At 69.4% G+C, this 21,109-nt stretch carries 16 protein-coding genes; 15 read left to right on the forward strand and 1 reads right to left on the reverse strand.

The genetic code is table 11. From position 1 onward, the window contains the following. Positions 1 to 17 precede the first annotated feature (17 nt). The 12 genes from IEY95_RS50350 (at position 18) to IEY95_RS03795 (ending at position 16,438) form a co-directional block, all read left to right on the forward strand. The gene (locus IEY95_RS50350; protein ID WP_189184342.1) at positions 18 to 344 is read left to right on the forward strand and encodes a sarcosine oxidase subunit delta; all 327 of its coding nucleotides are present in this window, start codon (positions 18 to 20) and stop codon (positions 342 to 344) included. Further along, positions 341 to 3,202 (forward strand): 2Fe-2S iron-sulfur cluster-binding protein, encoded by a 2,862-nt coding sequence (locus tag IEY95_RS03745; protein ID WP_189184343.1) that lies wholly within the window; start codon positions 341 to 343, stop codon positions 3,200 to 3,202. Before IEY95_RS50350 ends, IEY95_RS03745 begins: the two co-directional genes overlap by 4 nt. Then, positions 3,192 to 3,785: a sarcosine oxidase subunit gamma gene (locus IEY95_RS03750; protein ID WP_189184344.1), complete on the forward strand. Its 594-nt coding sequence runs from the start codon at positions 3,192 to 3,194 to the stop codon at positions 3,783 to 3,785. Before IEY95_RS03745 ends, IEY95_RS03750 begins: the two co-directional genes overlap by 11 nt. After that, the gene (locus tag IEY95_RS03755; protein ID WP_189184345.1) at positions 3,782 to 5,161 is read left to right on the forward strand and encodes an L-serine ammonia-lyase; all 1,380 of its coding nucleotides are present in this window, start codon (positions 3,782 to 3,784) and stop codon (positions 5,159 to 5,161) included. The genes IEY95_RS03750 and IEY95_RS03755 overlap by 4 nt, the downstream gene beginning before the upstream one ends. A gap of 11 nt (positions 5,162 to 5,172) precedes the next feature. Further along, entirely contained in the window at positions 5,173 to 6,027 is an 855-nt protein-coding gene (gene purU, locus IEY95_RS03760) for a formyltetrahydrofolate deformylase (RefSeq protein ID WP_189184346.1), read from the forward strand. Between the two features lie 563 nt (positions 6,028 to 6,590). Further along, entirely contained in the window at positions 6,591 to 6,701 is a 111-nt protein-coding gene (locus IEY95_RS03765) for a keywimysin-related RiPP (RefSeq protein ID WP_107407388.1), read from the forward strand. Positions 6,702 to 6,726: 25 nt separating this feature from the next. After that, on the forward strand, positions 6,727 to 8,571 hold the full coding sequence (locus IEY95_RS03770; protein WP_189184347.1) for a lasso peptide isopeptide bond-forming cyclase: 1,845 nt from the start codon (positions 6,727 to 6,729) through the stop codon (positions 8,569 to 8,571). A gap of 35 nt (positions 8,572 to 8,606) precedes the next feature. Next, positions 8,607 to 8,861: a lasso peptide biosynthesis PqqD family chaperone gene (locus tag IEY95_RS03775; RefSeq protein ID WP_189184348.1), complete on the forward strand. Its 255-nt coding sequence runs from the start codon at positions 8,607 to 8,609 to the stop codon at positions 8,859 to 8,861. Further along, on the forward strand, positions 8,858 to 9,295 hold the full coding sequence (locus tag IEY95_RS03780; protein WP_189184349.1) for a lasso peptide biosynthesis B2 protein: 438 nt from the start codon (positions 8,858 to 8,860) through the stop codon (positions 9,293 to 9,295). The genes IEY95_RS03775 and IEY95_RS03780 overlap by 4 nt, the downstream gene beginning before the upstream one ends. Next, a complete protein-coding gene (locus IEY95_RS03785) occupies positions 9,292 to 11,145 on the forward strand; it encodes an ABC transporter ATP-binding protein (protein WP_189184350.1) in 1,854 nt (617 codons plus the stop codon). Before IEY95_RS03780 ends, IEY95_RS03785 begins: the two co-directional genes overlap by 4 nt. Positions 11,146 to 11,625: 480 nt before the next feature. Next, entirely contained in the window at positions 11,626 to 14,418 is a 2,793-nt protein-coding gene (locus IEY95_RS03790) for a SpoIIE family protein phosphatase (protein ID WP_189184351.1), read from the forward strand. Positions 14,419 to 14,764: 346 nt separating this feature from the next. Beyond that, positions 14,765 to 16,438, forward strand: a complete 1,674-nt coding sequence (locus tag IEY95_RS03795) for a dolichyl-phosphate-mannose--protein mannosyltransferase (protein ID WP_189184637.1) — start codon at positions 14,765 to 14,767, stop codon at positions 16,436 to 16,438. Between the two features lie 58 nt (positions 16,439 to 16,496). Here the strand turns inward: IEY95_RS03795 and IEY95_RS03800 are convergent, their stop codons facing one another. Then, positions 16,497 to 17,492, reverse strand: coding sequence for a hypothetical protein (locus IEY95_RS03800; RefSeq protein WP_189184352.1), 996 nt, complete (start codon positions 17,490 to 17,492; stop codon positions 16,497 to 16,499). A 451-nt stretch (positions 17,493 to 17,943) separates the two neighbouring features. Here IEY95_RS03800 and IEY95_RS03805 point away from each other — a divergent pair, with 451 nt between their 5' ends. The 3 genes from IEY95_RS03805 (at position 17,944) to IEY95_RS03815 (ending at position 21,086) form a co-directional block, all read left to right on the forward strand. Further along, positions 17,944 to 19,101, forward strand: coding sequence for a hypothetical protein (locus IEY95_RS03805; protein ID WP_189184353.1), 1,158 nt, complete (start codon positions 17,944 to 17,946; stop codon positions 19,099 to 19,101). Positions 19,102 to 19,414: 313 nt separating this feature from the next. After that, positions 19,415 to 19,774, forward strand: a complete 360-nt coding sequence (locus IEY95_RS03810) for a DUF779 domain-containing protein (RefSeq protein WP_189184354.1) — start codon at positions 19,415 to 19,417, stop codon at positions 19,772 to 19,774. Positions 19,775 to 19,895: 121 nt separating this feature from the next. Beyond that, positions 19,896 to 21,086 (forward strand): phosphodiester glycosidase family protein, encoded by a 1,191-nt coding sequence (locus IEY95_RS03815; protein WP_308429273.1) that lies wholly within the window; start codon positions 19,896 to 19,898, stop codon positions 21,084 to 21,086. The last annotated feature ends 23 nt before the right edge of the window (positions 21,087 to 21,109 follow it).

The raw sequence follows: 21,109 nt of genomic DNA on the forward strand, positions 1-21,109 counted from the left end.
AGCCAAGGAGTAACGACATGCAGCTCATAGCCTGCCCCTGGTGCGGTGAGCGCGAGGAGATCGAGTTCCACTACGGCGGTGAGGCGCACATCGCCTACCCCGAGGACCCCTACGCGCTCGACGACGAGCAGTGGGCCCAGTACGTCTTCTTCCGCGACAATCCCAAGGGCCCGTTCGCCGAACGGTGGGTGCACTCGGCCGGCTGCCGGCGCTGGTTCAACGCGCTGCGCGACACCGTCACCCACGAGTTCCTCACGGTCTACGGCATCGGGGCCGAGCGCCCTTCCCACACGAGCACCGCACCCGCCGCCCCGCGGGCGAAGGGCCAGGAGGCCAGCCGATGAACACCCCCTTCCGTGCCCCCGGCCACGGTCACGTCGACCGCGACACCACCCTCTCCTTCACCTTCGACGGCACCGCCTACACCGGGCACCCCGGCGACACCCTCGCCTCGGCGCTGCTGGCCAACGGCGTGCACCACGTGGCCGACAGCATCAAGCACGGCCGCCCGCGCGGTGTCCTGGCCGCCGGAGCCGAAGAGCCCAACGCGCTCGTGCAGATCGAGGCCCCCTTCCCCGAGCCCATGCTCACGGCCACCACCGTGGAGCTGTACGACGGTCTCGTCGCCCGGGGTCTGTCCGGCCAGGGCAGGCTGAGCAGCGAGCCCGACACCGCCCGCTACGACACCATGCACGCCCACTGCGACCTGCTCGTCGTCGGCGCGGGCCCGGCGGGCCTGGCCACCACGCTGGCCGCCGCCCGGTCCGGAGCCCGGGTGATCCTCGTCGACGAACTCCCGCAGCCCGGCGGGTCGTTGCTCGGCAGCCAGGAACTGCTCGAAGGCGCACCGGCGAAGGCATGGGTCGACGAGGTCGTCGCGGAACTCGACGGCCTCGCCGACGTACGGATACTCCAGCGCACCACCGCCTTCGGCCACTACGACGACGGGCTCGTCCTGGCCCTGGAGAAGCGCACCGACCACCTCGGTGCCGCGGCGCCCCCGCACGTCTCACGGCAGCGGATCTGGCGTATCCGCGCCCGGCAGGTCGTGTACGCCACCGGCGCCTACGAGCGTCCGGTCGCCTTCGACGACAACGACCGCCCCGGGATCATGCTGGCCGGCTCGGCCCGCACCTACCTCAACCGCTTCGGCGTGCTGCCCGGCGAGCAGGCCGTCGTGTTCACCACGAACGACAGCGCCTACCCGGCCGCCCTCGAACTGGCCGACGCGGGCGTGCGGATCGCCGCGGTGATCGACGCTCGCGAGGAGGTGCCGGAACACTGGCGCACTGCCTGCGACGAACGCGGCATCGGCATCCGCGCGGGCCACGTCGTCACCGGCACGAGCGGCATCGAACGCGTCACCCGCGCCCATGTCGCCCCCTTCGGCCACGGAGACCTCGGCGAGCGGCAGGGCATCGACTGCGACCTGCTGCTGGTCTCCGGCGGCTGGAACCCCGCGGTGGCCCTGTTCAGCCAGGCCCGCGGCACCCTGCGCTACGACGCCGGAATCGGCGCCTTCGTCCCCGGGGAGGCACTGCGCACCGTCCGTGCGGCGGGATCGGCCGACGGTACGTTCACCCTGTCCGGCTGTCTCGCCGACGGAGTGGACGCCGCCTGGCAGGCGCTGTCGGCCATCAGCAGGACCGGCCAGATGATCGCCCTGCCGACGCCCGCTCCGCTCCCGGAAGCGGCACCCACCCGGGTGCTGTGGCGGGTGCCGAGCCCCCAGGAAGGTCTGGACGGCGTGCTCCAGTTCGTCGACCTGCAACGCGACGCGACCGTCTCCGACGTGCTGCGGGCGACCGGGGCGGGCCTGCGGTCGGTGGAGCACGTCAAGCGGTACACCACGATCGGCACCGCCCACGACCAGGGCCGCACCTCGGGCGTGATGACCTCGGGCATCGTCGCCGAGGCACTCGGCGTGGATGTCGCCGACCTCGGCACCATGCGCCTGCGCCCGCCGGCCGTACCGGTCGCCTTCGCCGCCCTCGCCGGCCGCAACCGCGGTGAACTGTTCGACCCGGTCCGGGTGACCGCGCTGCACCCCTGGCACGTCGAGCAGGGCGCCCTGTTCGAGGACGTCGGCCAGTGGAAGCGTCCCTGGTACTACCCCCGGCCGGGCGAGACCATGGACGAGTCCGTGCTGCGCGAGTGCCGGGCCGCCCGCACCGGCGTCGCGATGATGGACGGCTCCACGCTCGGCAAGATCAATGTGCAGGGACCGGACGCCGGCGTACTGCTGGACCGGCTCTACACGAACCTGATGAGCACCCTCAAGGTGGGCCGGGTCCGCTACGGCGTGATGTGCGGCGTGGACGGCATGGCCATCGACGACGGCACCGTGATCCGGGTGGCCGAGCAGGAGTTCCTGCTGACCACGACCACCGGCAACGCGGCCAAGATCCTCGAATGGATGGAGGAGTGGCTGCAGACGGAGTGGCCCGACCTGCGCGTGCACCTCACCTCCGTCACCGAGCACTGGGTGACGATCCCCCTGGTCGGCCCGCGCTCCCGCGACGTACTGGCCCTGGTGGCACCGGACCTGGACGTCGACAACGACGCCTTCCCCTTCATGTCCTGGAAGGACACCACCGTCGCCGGGGTGGCGGCGCGCGTGTGCCGGATCAGCTTCTCCGGTGAACTCGCCTACGAGATCAACGTGCCCGCCTGGTACGGCATCACCGTATGGAAGGCCCTGTACACGGCAGGCAGCGAGTTCGGCCTCACGACGTACGGCACCGAGACGATGCACGTGCTGCGCGCCGAAAAGGCCTACCCGATCATCGGGCAGGACACCGACGGCACCATCACCCCGCAGGACCTGGGCATGTCGTGGGTCGTGTCCAAGAAGAAGCCGGACTTCGTCGGCAAGCGGTCCTTCACCCGAGCCGAGAACCAGCGCGACGACCGCAAGCAGCTGGTGGGTCTGCTGCCCGTCGACGAGCGGGTCCTGCTCCCCGAAGGCGCCCAGATCATCGCCACCAGCGACATCCCGGCGCCGCCGGTCCCCATGCTGGGCCACGTCACCTCCAGCTACCGCAGCGACGCCCTGCAGCGGACGTTCGCCCTGGCCCTGGTGCGCTCGGGAACCCGGCGCATCGGCGAGACCCTCTACGTCCCGCTGGACGGCCGGACCGTCCCGGTGACCGTGACCGACCCCGTGCTCTTCGACAAGGAGGGAGCTCGCCGTGACGGTTGAGACGCCCATTCGCTTCAGCCCGCTGTCCGAGTGGCAGGACGACTTCGCCCAGCTGCCGACCGGACTCCAGGTGCGGGAACTGCCCTACCTGACCCAGCTCACCCTGCGGGTGGCGCCCGGCAGTGCCGCGGCGAAGGCCGTGGAATCCGCCCTGGACATCACCCTCCCCGGTCCCCTGCGCGCCGAACTGTCCGGCGACGTCAAGGTGTTGTGGATGGGCCCGGACGAATGGCTCCTGGCGGCCCCCGAGGGCCTGCAGGACGAGCTCCTCGCGCAGCTGCGATCGGCCATCGGTGACGAGTTCGCCGCCGTCACCGACGTCTCGGCGCAGCGCACCACGCTGGCCCTCTCCGGGCACCTCGTCCGCGAGGTCCTGGCCCAGGGCTGTGCCATCGATCTGGACCCGCGGGCAACACCCGTCGGCTCCTGCCTGACCACGCTGCTGGCGCAGGCGCCGATCACCCTCGTGGTGCGCGGCGAGGGGGCGTCCAGCGTCTGGCTGCTGGTCCGCTCCTCGTTCGCCTCCTACCTGGCCACCTGGCTGGTCGACGCCGGCACGGAATACCGGGGAAGCAGCGGATGAGCATCAGCGTCTTCGACATGTTCAAGGTCGGCATCGGCCCCTCCAGCTCCCACACCGTCGGCCCCATGCGCGCGGCGCTCTCCTTCGCGAACGCCTTGGAGCGGGACGGTCTGCTGGAGGAGACGAGCCGCGTCCATGTCGAGCTGTTCGGTTCGCTGGGCGCCACCGGGCACGGGCACGGCAGTGTGAAGGCCGTGGTCCTCGGGCTGGAGGGCGAGGGGCCCGAGCTGGTCGACCCGGCCGTCGCGGAGCCGACGATGGACCGGGTCCGGGCGACGCGGAGCCTGCGGCTGCTGGGCAAGCACGCCATCGCCTTCCAGGTCGACGAGGACGTTGTCCTGCACCGCGGCAAGCGGCTGGCCTTCCATGCGAATGCCATGACCTTCGAGGCCACCGGCCATGACGGCAGCTGCCTGGTCAGGCGCACGTACTACTCCGTCGGCGGCGGATTCGTCGTGGACGAGAATTCGGCCGACGGACCGCAGATCGTCCCGGACAGCACACCGGTGCGCTACCCGTTCACCACCGGAGCCGAGTTGCTGGCCCACACCAGGGCCACCGGGCTGCCGATCAGCTCGATCATGATGGCGAACGAACTGGCCTGGCGCAGCGAGGACGAGGTCCGCGCCGGCCTGCTGCACATCTGGTCGGTGATGCAGGAGTGCGTGCGCCAAGGCACCGCACACGACGGGGTGTTGCCCGGCGGGCTGAAGGTGCGCCGCCGGGCGGCCGCCCTGCACCGCAAGCTGGTGGCGGCGGATGCCGAGGCCGAGACCGACTCCCTGCACGCCATGGAGTGGGTCACCCTGTACGCGCTGGCCGTCAACGAGGAGAACGCGGCGGGCGGCAGGGTGGTGACCGCCCCGACCAACGGTGCGGCCGGCATCGTCCCGGCGGTGCTGCACTACTACGAACGCTTCGTGCGCGGTGCTGGGCCGGACGGGATCGTCCACTTCCTGCTGACCGCGGCCGCCGTCGGTGTGCTGTTCAAGGAGAACGCCTCCATCTCGGGCGCCGAGGTCGGCTGCCAGGGCGAGGTGGGTTCCGCCTGCTCGATGGCCGCGGCAGGCCTGGCCGAGGCCCTCGGCGGAACCCCGGAACAGGTGGAGAACGCGGCCGAGATCGGCATCGAGCACAACCTCGGCCTGACCTGCGACCCCGTGGGCGGTCTCGTCCAGATCCCCTGCATCGAACGCAACGCGGTCGCCTCCCTCAAGGCCATCACCGCTGCGCGGATGGCCCTGCACGGCGACGGCACCCACCACGTCTCTCTCGACCAGGCGATCAAGACCATGCGGGAGACCGGAGCCGACATGAAGGACAAGTACAAGGAGACCGCCCGCGGTGGTCTCGCTCTCAACGTCGTCGAGTGCTGAGGAGCCCCCCCATGAAGACCGAGTTCGTCCTCACCCTCAGCTGCCCCGAGCGTCCCGGCATCCTCCACGCCGTGACGTCGTTCCTGCTCGGGCACGGATGCGACATCACCGAGCACCAGCAGTTCGACGACGCCGACCACGGCATCGTGTTCCTGCGCACCAGTTTCGCCGCCCTCGACACCGAGGTCACCGTGGACGGTCTGCGGGACACCTTCGCGCCCGTGGCCGCCGAGTTCGGGATGGAATGGCAGCTCAGGAACGCCGCACTCAAGCCGCGCGTGCTGGTGATGGTGTCCAAGTTCGACCACTGCCTGGCCGACCTGCTCTACCGGTGGCGCAGCAACGCCCTGGACGCAGAGATCGTCCTGGTGGCCTCCAACCACCCCGACCTGGAGCCACTGGTGGCAGCCGACGGAGTGCCGTTCGAGCACATCCCGGTGACGGCCGACACCAAGCCGCAGGCGGAAGCCCGGCTGCTCGCTCTGGTCGAGGAACACCACATCGACCTCATCGTCCTCGCCCGCTACATGCAGGTGCTCTCCGACGACCTGTGCAAACGGCTCGAAGGCAGGGCCATCAACATCCACCACTCCTTCCTGCCAAGCTTCGCCGGTGCCAAGCCGTACCACCAGGCCCACCGCCGCGGGGTGAAGCTCGTCGGCGCGACCGCCCACTACGTCACGGCCGATCTGGACGAGGGACCGATCATCGAGCAGGAGATCATCCGGGTCGATCACCGTGCCGGCGCCGACCGACTCGTCACCGTCGGCCGCGACGCCGAACGCCTGGCGCTGGCCCGCGCCGTCAACTGGCACTGCCAGGGCCGCGTCCTGATCCACGGCAATCGGACCGTGGTCTTCAGCTGACCCTCACGACCAGGACCATACGCGGGCCAAAGTCCGCCGACTTCCCCGCGGCCGACACATTCGCACTGGTCAGGACCATGCGACAGCTGTACCGCCAACAGACGATGAACCTGCTGGTGTCGCACTCGCCGAAGAAGCCCGGCTTCTTCTGGTCGGCGATCGTGGTGGTCCCTCAAGGGGAGCATGTCCAGGGGCGTGGCGCGCCCCCCGGCGGCGCCCGCCCGTGGTCGCCGTCAGGCGTGTCCGGCAAGTGCGGCGAGCAACTGCCAAGACACAGGTCGAAACGTTCAATCAAACATGCGTGCATCCGGGTCACAAACAATGCTGCGCCAACAACAACCAAAACGAGAGGGGCGCACAACCCAAGCAATTCGGCTTTTGCATATCATCCGAGCTTCGCAACCACTCTTGCCTTGGTCTCACGCTCTGCAGCTAGCTATGTGCTGCGCCCACTTCCTGGCCCGGGTTCCCGATGAACCCTGGACCGACCGGCGGCATATCGGCCAGTCCTCTGGCCCGTCGGTCAGGGAGGTGGTCGGGAAAGCTGCATGTGAGGAGTAGTCATGAAGAAGGCCTATGAGGCGCCGACGCTCGTCCGGCTCGGTACGTTCCGGAAGGAGACGGGGCTCCTGCAGCGCCACGGCAACGACCGACTGATCCTGAGCAAGAACTGACGACCGACGGTCCCTGACCGACGTCATGACTGAACTGCACGAAAGTGCGGGGACGGGCCCCGGCGACGCGCACTTCGCGGTCTTCACGGACCGTGCGGACGCGGCCGCCGTGGCCCGCTCCTTCGCCCGCCCCGGAAGCCGGACCCTCGCGCATGCGTCGGGCCGGCCCTGGCTGGTCGGCCACTGGCACGAGGACGAGGTCATCACGGCCAACGCCGGCGGTGCCTCCGTCGCCGTCGTCGGCTGCTGCCCGATCCAAGCCGACGACCTGCGGCGCCGGGTCGCACGGCTGCGTGATCTCGCGGAGCTCGACGCACTGGCCCATTCCCTCCCCGGCAGCTTCCACCTCGTCGCCGCCCTCGACGGACAGATCAGAGTGCAGGGCACCGCCTCCGGACTGCGCCTCGTCTTCCACGCGGAGATCGACGGCGTGCGGGTGGCCGCTACCCGAGCCGACACGCTCGCCGCCGTCCTGGGCCTCGACCCCGACGTGGAGGAACTGGCCGTAAGGCTGCTGTGGCCCGCCCCGTATCCGCTCTCCGAGACGTCCCTGTGGCGTGCGATCACCGCCGTTCCTCCGCAAGACGCCGTGGTCATCGCCGCGGAAGGCCGCGGCGTACGGCACACCCGGTGGTGGACGCCGCCGGAGCCGGTCCGGCCGCTTGCCGAAGCGGCGCCCCTGATCCGGAAGGCACTGGAGGAGGCCGTCGGCGCGCGTACCCTTCAGGGCGGCGTGGTGAGCTGCGACCTGTCCGGCGGCCTGGACTCGACCTCCGTCTGCTTCCTGGCCGACCGCTCCCCGGCCCGCGTGGTGGCCAGTACGTGGCCGGGACGCGATCCGGCGGACACCGACCTGCACTGGGCCGAGCGGGCGATGGGGTACCTCCCGGACGTCGAGCACGTGGTCTGGGACGCCGACGCCTCGCCGCTGGTCTACGAGGACCTGCTCGGTATCGACGACCTCCTCGACGAGCCCACCATCGGCGTCATGGACCGCTCCCGGGTCCTGCACCATCTGCCCGGCCTCGCCGCACGCGGCAGCCGGTTGCACCTGACCGGCATCGGCGGCGACCACGTGGCATGGTGCTCCGAGGCGTACTACCACCGCCTGCTGCGCACCAGTCCGCTGTTCGCCCTCCGACAGTTGCGTGGGTTCCGGGCGCTGTGGCAGTGGCCGCTCGGCGGCACAGTCCGCGCTCTCGCCGACTCCCGGCCGTACGGCAAGTGGCTCGCCGACGCCGCCGGCCACCTACGCGGCCCGTTGGCCCCGTCCGTCTCAACAGGTCTCGGCTGGGGCATGGCCCCGCGCCTGTTCGACTGGGTGACTCCCGAGGCCGAACGACTGGCCCGCCGGGCATTGCTCGGTGCCGCGGCGACGGCCTCGCCGCTGCATCCGGACCGTGGACTGCACGCCGACCTGGAGCAGATCCGCTCGTGCACCCGCGTCATCCGGCAGTGGGACCGGATGGCGGCCCGCGCCGGCCTGCCGATGGCCTCTCCCTTCCTCGACGACCGCGTCATCGAGGCGTGTCTCGCCGTACGCCCGAGCGAGCGCGTCACGCCCTGGCAGTACAAGCCCGTCCTGAGCGCCGCGATGCGCGGGATCGTGCCTGACGCCTGCCTGCGGCGGGCCAACAAGGCCACGGCCGCCATGGATGCCTCCAACGGGCTGCGCCAACACCGCGCCGACCTGCTGGCCCTGTGGGAGGACTCGCGGCTGGAGGAGTTGGGCTTGGTGGACGGCGCCGAGCTCCGCCGCCTCGCCCGGCGGCCCGCCTCCCCGGGGTTGTCCGACGCCATCCTCTACTCCACGATCGCCGCCGAGGTGTGGCTCCGGGGTCTTGCCCGCAGCCACACCCGTGTCCCATGACCCTGACCACATCCCCATGTCAGAAAGGCCCTCATATGCCCCTGCGGTTCGGCGACGACGTCTCCACGGCCGAGACCGACTACGGCACAGTGCTGCTGGACGAACGGGCCGGCGCCTACTGGGAGTTGAACCCGACTGCCACTCTCGTGGTGCGGACGCTGCTCGACGGCGGCGAGGAAGCGGACGCGGCCGCCGCCCTGGTCCAGGAGTTCGACATCGACCAGGCACAGGCCCTGCAGGACGTCGGGACGCTCGTACGGCAGCTGCGCAGCTCGGGGCTCGCCTCATGACGACGCCCAGCGCGCTGGAGCGACCCACCGGTGTGCCCCTGGCCCGACGCCTGGCCGCCCGCCTCGTCCTGCTCCCTGCCGTCACCTTCGCCCTGCTGCCGCCCCGCCGCATCCGCACCGTACTCGGCATCCTGCGGCACGGTGCCGCGCCCGCCACCACCGCGCAGGCCCAGAACGCGCGCGACGCCATGTGCGCCGCCAGCCTGCGCTGCGCCGGGCCGAAGGGGTGTCTGCCGCGCTCCTTGGGGGCCGCACTACTGTGCCGGCTCGGCGGAACGTGGCCGACCTGGTGCACCGGTGTACGCGTCGTCCCGCCCTTCACCGCGCACGCCTGGATCGAGGCGGAGGGCCGTCCCGTCGGCGAGGGTTTGCCGGAGGGCTACTTCGCCCGGCTGGTGGCCGTCGACCCGCTGCCACGGCCGACGGACCGATGACCGGCGCGACGGTGCTGCACGGCGACCGGGCCGCGGCTGCCGAGGGTGACAAGTCCACCCGCGCGGCGGTGGCCACGATGTACCGGCTCACCACCGGGCACCGGAGCGCCATCGCCGTCGCCACCGTATTGACCCTCATGGGCTCCGCCCTGGGACTGGCCCAGCCGCTCGTCGCCAAGCACGTCGTGGACGCGAGCGGCCGCGGACAGGTCATCTGGCCGCTGCTGGGCCTGCTCGGCGCGCTGTTCGTCATCGAGGCGGCGACGGGAGCTGCGGGGCGCTTCATTCTGGAACGGACGGGCGAAGGCGTCGTACAGCAGCTCCGTCACAGGCTGGTGGGACAGCTGCTCCGGCTGGAGATGAGGGAATACGACCGCCACCGGGGCGGCGACCTCATCTCCCGGGTGACGGCCGACACCACCCTGCTCCGGGAGGTCGTGTCGCAGGCCCTGGTCGATCTGGTGACGGGGAGCCTTGTCGCCGCCGGGGCGATCATCCTCATGGCGTGGCTGGACCCCTTGCTGCTGATCCTGGTCGCTGTCACCGTGGCATCGGCGGCCGTGGTCGTCGCGTCGCTGCTCACGGGTATCAGATGCGCGTCCGAACACATGCAGGACTCGGTCGGTGCCATCGCCGCCGATCTGGAACGCGCCCTCGGCGCCCTTCCGATGGTCCGCGTGCACCGCGCCGAGGAGCGCGAGGGGGCCGGCATCGGTGCGCGCGTCGATGCGGCCTACGGCGCGGGGGTACGCACCGCGAAACTCGCCTCCGTCATGAGCTCCGCCGTCGAACTCGCCGTCCAGGGCTCCTTCCTCATCGTCCTGGTCGTCGGCGGCCTGCGCGTCAACGGCCACGCCGGCTCCCTCGGCGACCTCGTCGCCTTCCTGCTGTACGCCTCGTATCTCGTCCTGCCGCTGTCCTCCGTCTTCCGTGCCGTGGGTCTCGTCCAACGTGGAATGGGCGCCTACCAGCGCATCGACGAGGCGCTCTGCCTGCCTGTCGAGCCCACCGCGCCCCAGATCCCGAGAGATCGCACACCCACACCGAGGCCGCCCAGGCCGTCCTTCACTCGCGAACAGCCCGCCCTCGCCCTGCGCGACGTCCACTTCGGCTACGACCCGGAACGGCCGGTCCTCCGCGGCGTTTCGTTCGCCGTCCAGCACCGCCGCCACGTGGCCCTGGTGGGCCGGTCCGGAGCCGGCAAGAGCACGGTGTTCGCCCTGGTGGCGAGGTTCTACGAGCCGGACGCGGGCACCGTCCTCTTCGACGGACGGCCCGCGACCGAACTCACCCGTGACGCATGCCGTCGACGCATCGCCGTCGTCGACCAGAACACCCACGTCGTCCACGGCAGCCTGCGCGGCAACATCACCTACGCCGTGCCCGACGCCACGGAATCGGAGATCCGGCGCGTCGTCGAACTGACCCGACTCGAAGAAGTCGTCGACCGGCTGCCCGGCGGCCTGGACGCTGTCATCGGCGAACGCGGCAGCACCCTCTCCGGCGGCGAACGCCAACGCGTCGCCCTCGCCCGCGCGTTGCTGGCCCGCCCCTCACTGCTCCTGCTGGACGAGCCCACCTCCCACCTCGACGCGATCAATGAATCGGCGCTCGCCACCGTCATGAAGGACGTAGCCCAGGAGTGCGCCCTGCTGGTCATCGCCCACCGCCTCTCCACCGTGCAGCACGCCGACCACATCCTGGTGCTGCAGGACGGCCGCACCACCGCCGGCGGACGCCATGAGGAGTTGCTGGCAGGCAGCGACCTTTATCGCAAGCTGGCCGCGAGCCAGATGCTCCGGCCGGGCGGGGAGGCCGGGAGCGGCAACCGAGGATGGACGGACGATTGAAGCCGTCCATCCTCACGGCCCAGCCGGCCGAGATCCGGTCCGTGCACGGGCCATCCCCCCACGGTCGCGACCATTCCTGCTGGTCAACAGCCTTGCGGCTGCCGTACCACCATGAGACGAAGAACCTGCTGGTGTCGTACTCGCCGAAGAAGCTGGGCTTCTTCCAGACGCGGGAAAGGGCGCCTGACCAGGCAAGATGCCCGTCAGGCGTTCTCCGCAGCGCACGGCCGAGCGGTAAGGCGCCGTACGCCGAGGCATCGATGTAGTTCCCCGCCGCGTTGCAGAACAGATGTCCGTCGGGCGCCACCCCGAAGGTTCGTATGTGCTCACGCACCATACGGACGAGCACAGGTGGGATAGGAACCGGCCGCGTGGCGTTGGCTACCGGGGACGCGGCAGCCCGCGCGAGGGACGCGATCAGCGTCGGCGTCCTCGCAGAGGTGTTATCAGGCGTCCTCGCAGAGGTGCTATCAAGGGTGTATGGAAGTATTTTCCGGGCGCTCTCAGAGCCCGGAACGGCATCCGCCCGTCGGACGCTCGCGCGAACATCGCGCTTCCCCGCTGGACCTGCACAGTGCGGCCGGTCAGGTGTTCCTTCTCCAGGTCGTGATCGTGGTCCTGCTGGTCGTGGCCGCGGCGGGGGCCGTTGTGCTCCAGACGGCGGTTGACGCGGTGCAACAGGGGCGTAGGGAGTCGATCGTCGCGGCGCAGTCGTTCGCGAGCGCTCCTGGCACGGCCGCGGCGCTGCAGAGCCGGGATCCGACAGCGGTGCTCCAGCCTCGGGCCGAGGAGGCTCGGAAGCGTGCGGGCGTGGATTTTGTCGTCGCCATGAACACGGAGGGGATTCGTTATACGTATCCCTACCCGCGGGAGATCGGGAAGAAGTTCGTCGGCACCATCGCACCGGCGCTGAAGGGCCGTACCGTCGTCGAGCAGGCCGGCGGGCCGCCGCTGCCCGCGGGCAAGGGGACGGCCGTGCAGGCGGTGGTCCCCGTGACCGACTCGCACGGCAAGGTGGTCGGCCTGGTCTCCGCCGGAATCACGGTCAAGAACGTGGCGAGACTGTGGATGCCACAGCTGCCGATCATCCTGGGCAGCGGCGCGGCCGCGCTGGCGCTGGCCGTGACGGGAACGACGCTGGTGTCCCGGCGGCTGCGGCGGCAGACGCACGGCCTGGCCCCGGCGGAGCTGGCGCAGCTGTACGAGCACCACGACGCGGTCCTGCACGCGGTACGGGAAGGAGTGCTGATCACCGACGCCGACGGACGACTGCTGCTGGCCAACGACGAGGCGACACAGCTGCTCGGACTGCCGGCGGACGTGCGGGGGCGCCCGGTGCGAGAGCTGGGGCTGTCGGAGCCGATCATGCGTCTGCTGTCGTCGCCGGAGGCGGTCACCGATGAGGTGCATCTCGCGGGGGACCGGTTGCTGGCGGTGAACAAGCGGCCGACGTATCCGCAGGCCGACCGGGGAGGCAGCGTGGTGACCCTGCGGGACACCACGGAGCTGGCGGCGGTCTCGGGGCGGGCCGAGGTCACGCGGGAGCGGCTGAAGCTGCTGTACGAGGCCGGGGTGGGGATCGGGACCACGCTGGAGGTGGAGCGTACGGCCCAGGAGCTGGCCGACGTGGCGGTGCCGCAGTTCGCCGACCTCGTGACGGTGGATCTGCTCGAAGCGGTGCTGCGGGGGTGGGAGCCCACGGCGGAGGGCTGGCGGCATCTGCGCCGGGCGGCGATCGGCGGCGATCGGCGGATGTTTCCGGTGTATCCGCTGGGCCAAGTGATCACGTTCTCGCCCCGGACACCGCAGATGCGGGCGCTGCAGGAGCGACGGGTCATGCTCGAGGCGGACCTGCGGCAGGCACAGGGCTGGCGGGAACAGGATGCGGAGCGCGCCAGGAGGGCCCTGGAGCGCGGGTTGCGTTCCCTGGTGGCCGTGCCGTTGCAGGCGCGGAACGTGGCGCTGGGCGTGGCGAACTTCTACCGGACGGTGGACTCCCCGGCGTTCGAGTCGGAGGATCTCACCTTCGCGGAGGAACTGGCCGCGCGGGCGGCGGTGGCCATCGACAACGCCCGGAGGTTCACCCGGGAGCACGCGATGGCGGTGACGCTGCAGCGCAGCCTGCTGCCGCGGGGGCAGCCGGAGCAGGACGCGCTGGAGGTGGCCTGGCGGTATCTGCCCGCGGAGGCGGGGGTGGGCGGGGACTGGTTCGACGTCATCCCGCTTCCGGGCGCTCGCGTGGCCCTGGTCATGGGGGACGTCGTCGGTCACGGACTGCACGCGGCGGCGACGATGGGCCGGCTGCGCACCGCGGTGCACAACTTCTCCACCCTGGACCTCCCCGTGGACGAGGTGCTCGGGAACCTGGACGACCTGGTCGCCCGCATGGACGACGAGGAGAACGCCGACAACGGCCGCGAGGGGGAGGGGGTGACCGGAGCGACGTGTCTGTACGCGGTCTACGACCCGGTGGCGGAGGCCTGCACGATGGCCCGTGCGGGACACCCGGAACCGGTGGTGGTGCGCCCGGACGGGACGGTCACCTGTCCTGACGTGCCGGCCTCGGCGCCGCTCGGCCTGGGCGGCTACCCCTTCGAGACCGCCGAGCTGTCCCTGCCGGAGGGTTCACAGCTGGTGCTGTACACCAATGGCCTCGTGGGGGACCGCACCCACGACATCGACGTCGGGATGGAGAGGCTGCGCCAGGTATTGGACGGTTCCGGGCGCCGCACTCCGGAGGAGACGTGTCAGGCGGTGATCGACGCGCTGAAGCCGTCACAGTCCTCCGACGACATCGCGCTGCTGACGGCACGTACCCGGAAGTTCCCGCCCTCGGGTGTGGCCGTGTGGGACGTGCCGCCGGACCCGGCGGCGGTTCCCTCGGTGCGGGCGCGATGCAGGGAGACGTTGCGGGAGTGGGGACTGGAGGAGGCCGGATTCTCCACGGAACTGATCCTCAGCGAGCTGATCACGAACGCGATCCGGTACGGCTCGCCGCCGGTCGGCGTACGGCTGCTGCACGGACGCTGTCTGATCTGCGAGGTGTCGGACGGAAGCGGCACCTCGCCGCGCCTGAGGCGGGCGGCGACCACCGACGAAGGCGGGCGGGGGCTGTTCCTGGTGGCGCAGTTCGCCCAGCGATGGGGGACGCGGTACACCACCCACGGCAAGGTCATCTGGGCGGAACAGCTTCTTCACGACGGCGCATCCGCCGCCACGGGCCTCGCACCGGTCGACTTTCTTCTCGACCAGTTCGATGATCCCGGCCCGTGAGCCGGCGTTGAGAGAGCGGGGCCGGCTGCCGGCCTGTCCGGTACGCGCGGCGCCAAAACGGTGCCGCGCCCGACGGGAAGCGAGCGGACGGCGATGACAGACGTGGACGCGGGCGACGGCGACCGGCTGGCGACGGCGGTACTGGTGCAGTACCGGATGGCCACCACCGAGCAGATGCACCGAGTGGAAAAGGGCGTCGATGCCCGGCAGAGGCGTCCTGCTGTGACGGGGCGACGGGCTCACGCGTCTACGACCGGTCGGCGGCCAGGGTGCCCTCAAGTACTAGGGTCATCCGGTGACGAGCACCGACGCGACGCGTTCCCATGTCCTCGACGACACCCGTCCCATGGCGGCGCCCGGCGCGTGGACGAACCGTCTGCGCCTGTTCGGGTACACCGGACGCCCCCGTACCAACATCCGCGAACGTCTGGTTCCGCCCTTCCCGGAGCCGGGGACTCGCGTCTGGGAGTTCATGGGTCTCAGCCCGGTACTGGCGTACCGCGTCGCGAAGGCCATGGGCTGGCTCGGGCCGGTGCTCGTCGCCGTCACAGCGGGGGCGATCCGCTTCTGGCGCCTCGATCGGCCGCAGAACATCATCTTCGACGAGACCTACTACGCCAAGGACGCCTGGGCCCTGCTGCGGTTCGGCTACGAGGGCACCTGGCCGGACCGCAAGATCTCCGACCCGCAGATCCTGGCGCACCCTCAGGTGATCCCGCTCTCCGACACCGGGGCCTTTGTCGCGCACCCACCGACGGGTAAGTGGGTGATCGCCCTCGGCGAGTGGATGTTCGGCCTCAACCCGTTCGGCTGGCGCTTCATGACGGCGGTCCTGGGCACGCTGTCGGTGCTGATGCTGTGCCGAATAGGACGCCGCCTGTTCCGGTCGACGGTGCTGGGCTGCCTGGCCGGCACGCTGATGGCGGTGGACGGCCTGCACTACGTGATGAGCCGCGCCGCTCTGCTCGACCTCGTCGTGATGTTCTTCGTACTTGCGGCGTTCGGATGCCTGCTGATCGACCGGGACAGGGCGCGGGCCCGGCTCGCGGCAGCCCTGCCAGTGGGCGGGGACGGCCACGTGGGCCCCGACCACGACACCGGCAGCCGGGCGGGAACGGGACTGCGTCCATGGCGGCTCGCGGTCGGCGTCTTCCTGGGGCTGGCGGCCTCAAGCAAGTGGAACGGCCTGTACGTCCTGGCCTTTTTCATGGTCCTGACCGTGCTGTGGGACGTCGGCGCTCGCCGCGTCGCAGGGGCACGCCACCCGTACCGCGCGGTGCTGCGCAGGGACCTCGGCTGGTCGGTGCTGTCGGTCGTTCCGGTGGCCGTGGTGACCTATCTGGCGACGTGGACCGGCTGGTTCCTGTCCGACGACGGTTACGGACGGCACTGGGCGGACGGCCGTGGCGGCACTTGGTCGTGGATTCCGGCTCCGCTCCGCAGCCTGTGGCACTACGAGTACGGGGTCTATCAGTTCAATGTGGGGCTGCACGCCGCGCACCGGTACGAGTCCAACCCGTGGAGCTGGTTGGTCCTCGGTCGTCCTGTGCTGTTCTCCTATGCGTCGCCGCAAGCCGGAGAGGACGGCTGCCACGCGGCGTCCGGCTGCTCGCAGGAGGTACTCGCCCTGGGGACGCCGCTGCTGTGGTGGTCGGCATGCTGCGCGCTTGTGTATCTGCTCTACCGGTGGGCCCTGCGCCGCGACTGGCGCGCGGGCGCCGTCCTGTGTGCGGTGGGGGCCGGCTGGCTTCCCTGGTTCCTGTACCAGGACCGAACGATCTTCTCCTTCTACGCTGTCGTCTTCGTGCCGTACCTGTGCCTGGCCGTGGCGATGATGGTGGGCGCGCTGCTGGGTCCGCCGGGGGCGGATGAAAAACGCCGCATACGGGGTGCGGTGGCCGCAGGCGCTCTAGTGCTGCTCATCATCTGGAACTTCATCTATTTCTGGCCGCTGTACACCGGCACCGCGATCCCCATCGATGAATGGCGGTCGCGGATGTGGCTGGACACCTGGGTCTAGCCCACAGATGCCCCATGCGGCGTGAGCGGCTCACCTCAGCCGTAGACTCCCCCGAGCCTTACCTTGGAGGCTGTGCGAGCTCCGTCTGAACGGGTTCGATGGACCCCGAGGATCTGCTCATGCTGTCTTGCACCAGCGTCATCAACCGTTGAGGAGAAGGCCTCCACTGCCTGCCTCCCCAGACCATTGCGGGACCGAGTAAGAGCACCAGCGCGCCTGGTACGGCCGCCGCGATCGGAACACCTAGTGAGACGGCTGTAGCGAGCCCGAGAGCCGCCGTGGCGGAACCCCCGATGACGATCCACCCGTCACGGCCCCTCTCCGTGGCCTGAAAGGCGAAGCCCTCGGCTTCGCCGTGCGTCCCGTCCAGGTCAAGGAGGCTCAACCATCTCTCGGCGACCAGGCGATCAACCAAGGCCGATACTGTGACCACTAGACGTGTGACGCCCGGGGGACCTTCACGGAACAGCCCTCCCGCCACCGAGATCAGTTCCTGCTGCACTGCCGACACGTGCCTGCGGACCTGATCGCGCTGCGCCTCAACCGGGAACGCCTCTTTTTCTGAAGTGAACTCGCTCAGGGCGGTGCAGATGTCCGCAACGAGCACATTCATCCACCGGCTGCTCCCAGGGTGGCGTATCAGGAAACCACAGCTTGCGAGGACGTCAACGCACTCAACAAAAGCCCTGTAATCACCGATGAGCCGAAACCAGTACTGGCACGCTCTGTGCAACGCCAGCCATGCCCCAGCCCCGCCTATGAAGGCGGTTCCCGGCGCCAGCACGTACAGCAGCGTGGCTCTGCCCCCACGTGGCATGCCATGCGCAAGGGACAGGGCCGTCATGACAGCAAGCCAGACGACCGGACCGCCCACCAGGACGATGCCGCAGAGCCACTCGACGCGGCTGACCCTCTTCTTGACCTTCTCAGCTTTCGCCAGTCTTCCAGCGAGTGCTTCGACAGTCGATTCCATGCGCCGGCCGCAGTACCGGGAGAGGGCAGCCAGCGAGATCACACGGCGCCGGTGTTCGGCCTCCACGACCGGCTTGCTCAAGTCCCATCGGAAGGTCGCCCACCGACACAGCTCACGCGTCAGAAGGTAGGAGGTGCCGCCCACCACACCAACCCAGAGCCCCAATTGCACCCCAATGGACCACATAGGCACCCATCCCCCGCTCGTCACGGACCGCAGCCCCGCGGACACGGCAGACCAGACAGCCTAACCACGGGATCTTCCGCGCATGGGGCAACTGGCGGTGTGCTCCAGGGTCATAGGACACAGCCGCTACCTCTCGGCGAAACCGACGGCCGCCGAGCCTCGCCCCTGACGTGTTCGCTCAGCTGAGCGGAACAGGCCTGGGTGAGCATCCCAAACAGAAGGCTGCTCACGCGTCGAACAATAGAGATGCGGATACCGCAAGCGCCCATCGCCCAGCAGGCGAAAATTTAGCCCGCGCAGAGCAACCCACCTCGCCTGGATCATCCGACAGGCACACAATCTCCACATGCCCGACGAACAGACACACGAACAGCCCACCAAAGCGAGACCCTCGCTTATCCGTCACCCCGTCCGCTGGTGGGCGGATTGGAAACGGCGCTGCCATGACAGGAGATTAGAGGTCGGCTCCTGGGAGCTTCGAGAGGTGGTTCGTTCCGATATCTACGAGCTGGAAGCACTCCTGGAGAGTAAGCCAATCCTGCCAGGGAAAGAAGCGCTAGCCGTCAAGATCAGGGAAGAACTAGGAGAAGCGTCCGAGAAACTTGGACATCATGAGCACCCAGGCCACCTGGTCGGTTCGCATCTGACTGTCGCACAGATTCACGTGAATACTGCCCGCGCACTGCTCTTGCAAGCCATCCCCCCTGATGAAGTCTTGCCATTGCTACCAGGGTTGGTAGGTGTAATCAGGGAGCAACTCCGCGAGGACGACCCCCGAAGGGTCCACTCCGAGAAAATCCTGCATGACGGCACACTCGACGAAAGCAAAGTCCAGACGATTCTTGACGCTGTAGGCGTCTCCCAATTGGAAGCTCTCCGAGAACACCTGCGAGTAGGAAGCTTCGTCCGGATCGTCCAGGTCGTCACCGCAGGCCTCGCAGCCTTGGCAGTGACCGTTGGCGTACTCACCGCCATTTGGCCATGGCTGGTTCCATTGTGCTTCATCCCCCAGAATCCACCTGACAGCAAGAAGCCGTACCGTGTCGTCTGTCCCGTATATAGCGAACTAGTAACAAGCGGACCGAGTTTTCTCCCCTCGGAGAATTACACAGCTGTAGCCCAGGCGGACTACGCAGTTGTTGAAGTTGCCGGCGTACTGGCTGCGTCCATCTCGGCGACTTCGGCCCTGCGGAGAATTAACGGCACTGCAACCCCTTACCCGGTGCCGGTTTCACTGGCTTTGTTGAAGCTTCCGACCGGCGCACTCACGGCCGTGCTTGGCCTACTCGTCATGCGCGGTGGCTTCATTCCTGGCCTAAGCGCTTTGGACTCGACGGCTCAGATTATCGCCTGGGCGCTCGTTTTCGGCTACTCTCAGCAGCTCTTCACGAAGTTCGTAGACCAACAGGGCCAAGTTATCCTCGACGCCGTACGTGGACCGCTTTCAGGCGACCCGAAAGCCCGCGGCACAACCGCAAGCGGCGTAGATATGGCACACACCTGAACCAGGTGGCCCCCGCGCCGGGGACCGTGTCCGCGGCGCTGAGCATGACCGTCGAAGGCCGCAGTCCGGCCGGCGCGCCAGGATGTGGCTCGATACCTGGATCTGAGCACCCACCGCTCCACCGCCGTACCGCTGTCAGGCCGACAGGACCGAGCCTGGGGCAAGACACTACGCAGGGCCCGGCCGGCAAGGCCGGATGTGGGTGGCAGGGCCCGTCGTATGCAACCCTCTCGCAACCTCGCACGATGTTCGCTGGGTCACCGGACCGACGAGGGTCCGGTGACCAAGAACCGGCTTGCATGGGGTGGTTGGCGTGATCGAGGAAGTCCCGCGCGTGGAATTGACCCCCGCGGCCGCCGACCTGCTGCGGCGACTACGGGCGGTCCACGGACCGTTGATGTTCCACCAGTCCGGCGGCTGCTGTGACGGCAGCGCGCCCATGTGCTATCCCGAGGGCGAATTCCGTACCGGCGGGTCCGACGTGCTGCTCGCCGAGTTGTCGGTCGAGGGGGTCGAGGAGCCGGTGACGTTCTGGATGTCGAAGAGTCAGTACGAGGTCTGGAGCCACACCCGGCTGATCGTCGATGTCGTGCCGGGCCGCGGCAGCGGCTTCTCTCTCGAGGCACCCGAAGGAGTGCGTTTTCTCATCCGTTCGCGCGTTGTCGATGCCTAGCCAACGACACGGTCACCGCCATCTGGTGCACTCGCCTTGAGTCCTGGGAGAGTTGACGAGACATCAGGGGGCACGTGTGACGCGTCTCAACGGACGTTTCAGAACGGCACTGACGGTTGTCGTGGCATGGAGTGCGCTGGCCGGTACCGCCCTGGTGGGGGCGGCACCGGCCAGCGGCGCGGAGGGGGCCACGGACACTGCCCTCGCCCCCGGCGTCGACTACACACAGTTGGACATCCCGGCCGCCAAAGGTGTGGCGCACGCACATGTGCTGAGCGTCGATCTGCGCAATCCACGAGTGCGGGTCGACCTGCTGTATCCCGGAGCCGTGGCGTCCCGGGCGCCCGTCTCCCAACTGGCCGACTCCCGGGGCGCCGTCGCGGGTGTCAACGGCGACTTCTTCAACATCACGGAGACCCAGCATCCGGGCGTCGAGGCGACGGGGGCGACGGTAGGCCCGGCGATCGCAAGCGGACACGAGCTCAAGGCGGCGGTGCCAAACGGTCAGCGCTTCGGGCCCGCCCTGCCGCCCGGCACGACCACCGAGGACGTCCTCGGCGTGGGCATCGATCGCAAGGCCCGGCTCGACAGCATGGCCCTCGAAGGTTCCGTACGCAGTGACGAGGGGCGGTGGCCGCTCGGCGGGCTCAACCAGTACGCCCTGCCCGAGGGTTCGATCGGCGCGTTCACCTCGGACTGGGGAAGCGTCTCCCGGGTGCGCGCCACCTGCGGCACGGACGTCAACCGGGCCGCGCCGTGCAGTACCGACACCTATGAGGTGACGGTCGAACACGGTCGGGTGGTGTCGGCGGCCAACACTCCCGGCGGCGGCCCCATCGCTCCGGGCACCACGGTGCTGGTGGGCCGCGAGGAAGGCGCCCAGCAGTTGCGGAAACTGCCGGTGGGCGAACCCGTCGCAGTGCGGCATCGTCTGGTGGCGAAGGCCACCAGGATCCCGTTCCGCTTCGCGCTCGGCGGCTACCCGGTGCTCGTGGACGGCTCACCGCTTCCCGGCCTGGACAACACGACCTCGGCCGTACGGACCGCCGTAGGCATCTCGGACCACGGACGGCGCCTGCTGCTCCTCGCTCTCGACGGCGCGCCCGACTTCCGCAGCGGACTCACCATCGCCGAAGTGACTAAGGCCATGCGGGAGTTGGGGGCGGACGATGCCTTCAGCCTCGACGGCGGGGGCTCCACCACGATGGTCGCCCGGCAGCCGGGGGCGGCCGCCGTCAGCGTTCTCAACCACCCCAGCGGGGGCGCCGAACGCCCCGTTCCGAACGGCATCGGTGTGTTCTCCCGGACGTGACCCGCGGGCCCGTGACGTGACGG

It is taken from the genome of Streptomyces albiflavescens (assembly GCF_014645835.1).
GTDB lineage: Bacteria > Actinomycetota > Actinomycetes > Streptomycetales > Streptomycetaceae > Streptomyces > Streptomyces albiflavescens.

Excerpts from the sequence above, each read along its gene's own strand:
- IEY95_RS03795 (WP_189184637.1), top strand. The coding sequence starts at position 14,765 with ATGGCGGCGCCCGGCGCGTGGACGAACCGTCTGCGCCTGTTCGGGTAC.
- IEY95_RS03765 (WP_107407388.1), top strand. The coding sequence starts at position 6,591 with ATGAAGAAGGCCTATGAGGCGCCGACGCTCGTCCGGCTCGGTACGTTC.
- IEY95_RS03745 (WP_189184343.1), top strand. The coding sequence starts at position 341 with ATGAACACCCCCTTCCGTGCCCCCGGCCACGGTCACGTCGACCGCGAC.
- IEY95_RS03790 (WP_189184351.1), top strand. The coding sequence starts at position 11,626 with ATGGAAGTATTTTCCGGGCGCTCTCAGAGCCCGGAACGGCATCCGCCC.
- IEY95_RS03770 (WP_189184347.1), top strand. The coding sequence starts at position 6,727 with ATGACTGAACTGCACGAAAGTGCGGGGACGGGCCCCGGCGACGCGCAC.
- IEY95_RS03780 (WP_189184349.1), top strand. The coding sequence starts at position 8,858 with ATGACGACGCCCAGCGCGCTGGAGCGACCCACCGGTGTGCCCCTGGCC.
- IEY95_RS03775 (WP_189184348.1), top strand. The coding sequence starts at position 8,607 with ATGCCCCTGCGGTTCGGCGACGACGTCTCCACGGCCGAGACCGACTAC.
- IEY95_RS50350 (WP_189184342.1), top strand. The coding sequence starts at position 18 with ATGCAGCTCATAGCCTGCCCCTGGTGCGGTGAGCGCGAGGAGATCGAG.
- IEY95_RS03805 (WP_189184353.1), top strand. The coding sequence starts at position 17,944 with ATGCCCGACGAACAGACACACGAACAGCCCACCAAAGCGAGACCCTCG.
- IEY95_RS03755 (WP_189184345.1), top strand. The coding sequence starts at position 3,782 with ATGAGCATCAGCGTCTTCGACATGTTCAAGGTCGGCATCGGCCCCTCC.
- purU (WP_189184346.1), top strand. The coding sequence starts at position 5,173 with ATGAAGACCGAGTTCGTCCTCACCCTCAGCTGCCCCGAGCGTCCCGGC.
- IEY95_RS03785 (WP_189184350.1), top strand. The coding sequence starts at position 9,292 with ATGACCGGCGCGACGGTGCTGCACGGCGACCGGGCCGCGGCTGCCGAG.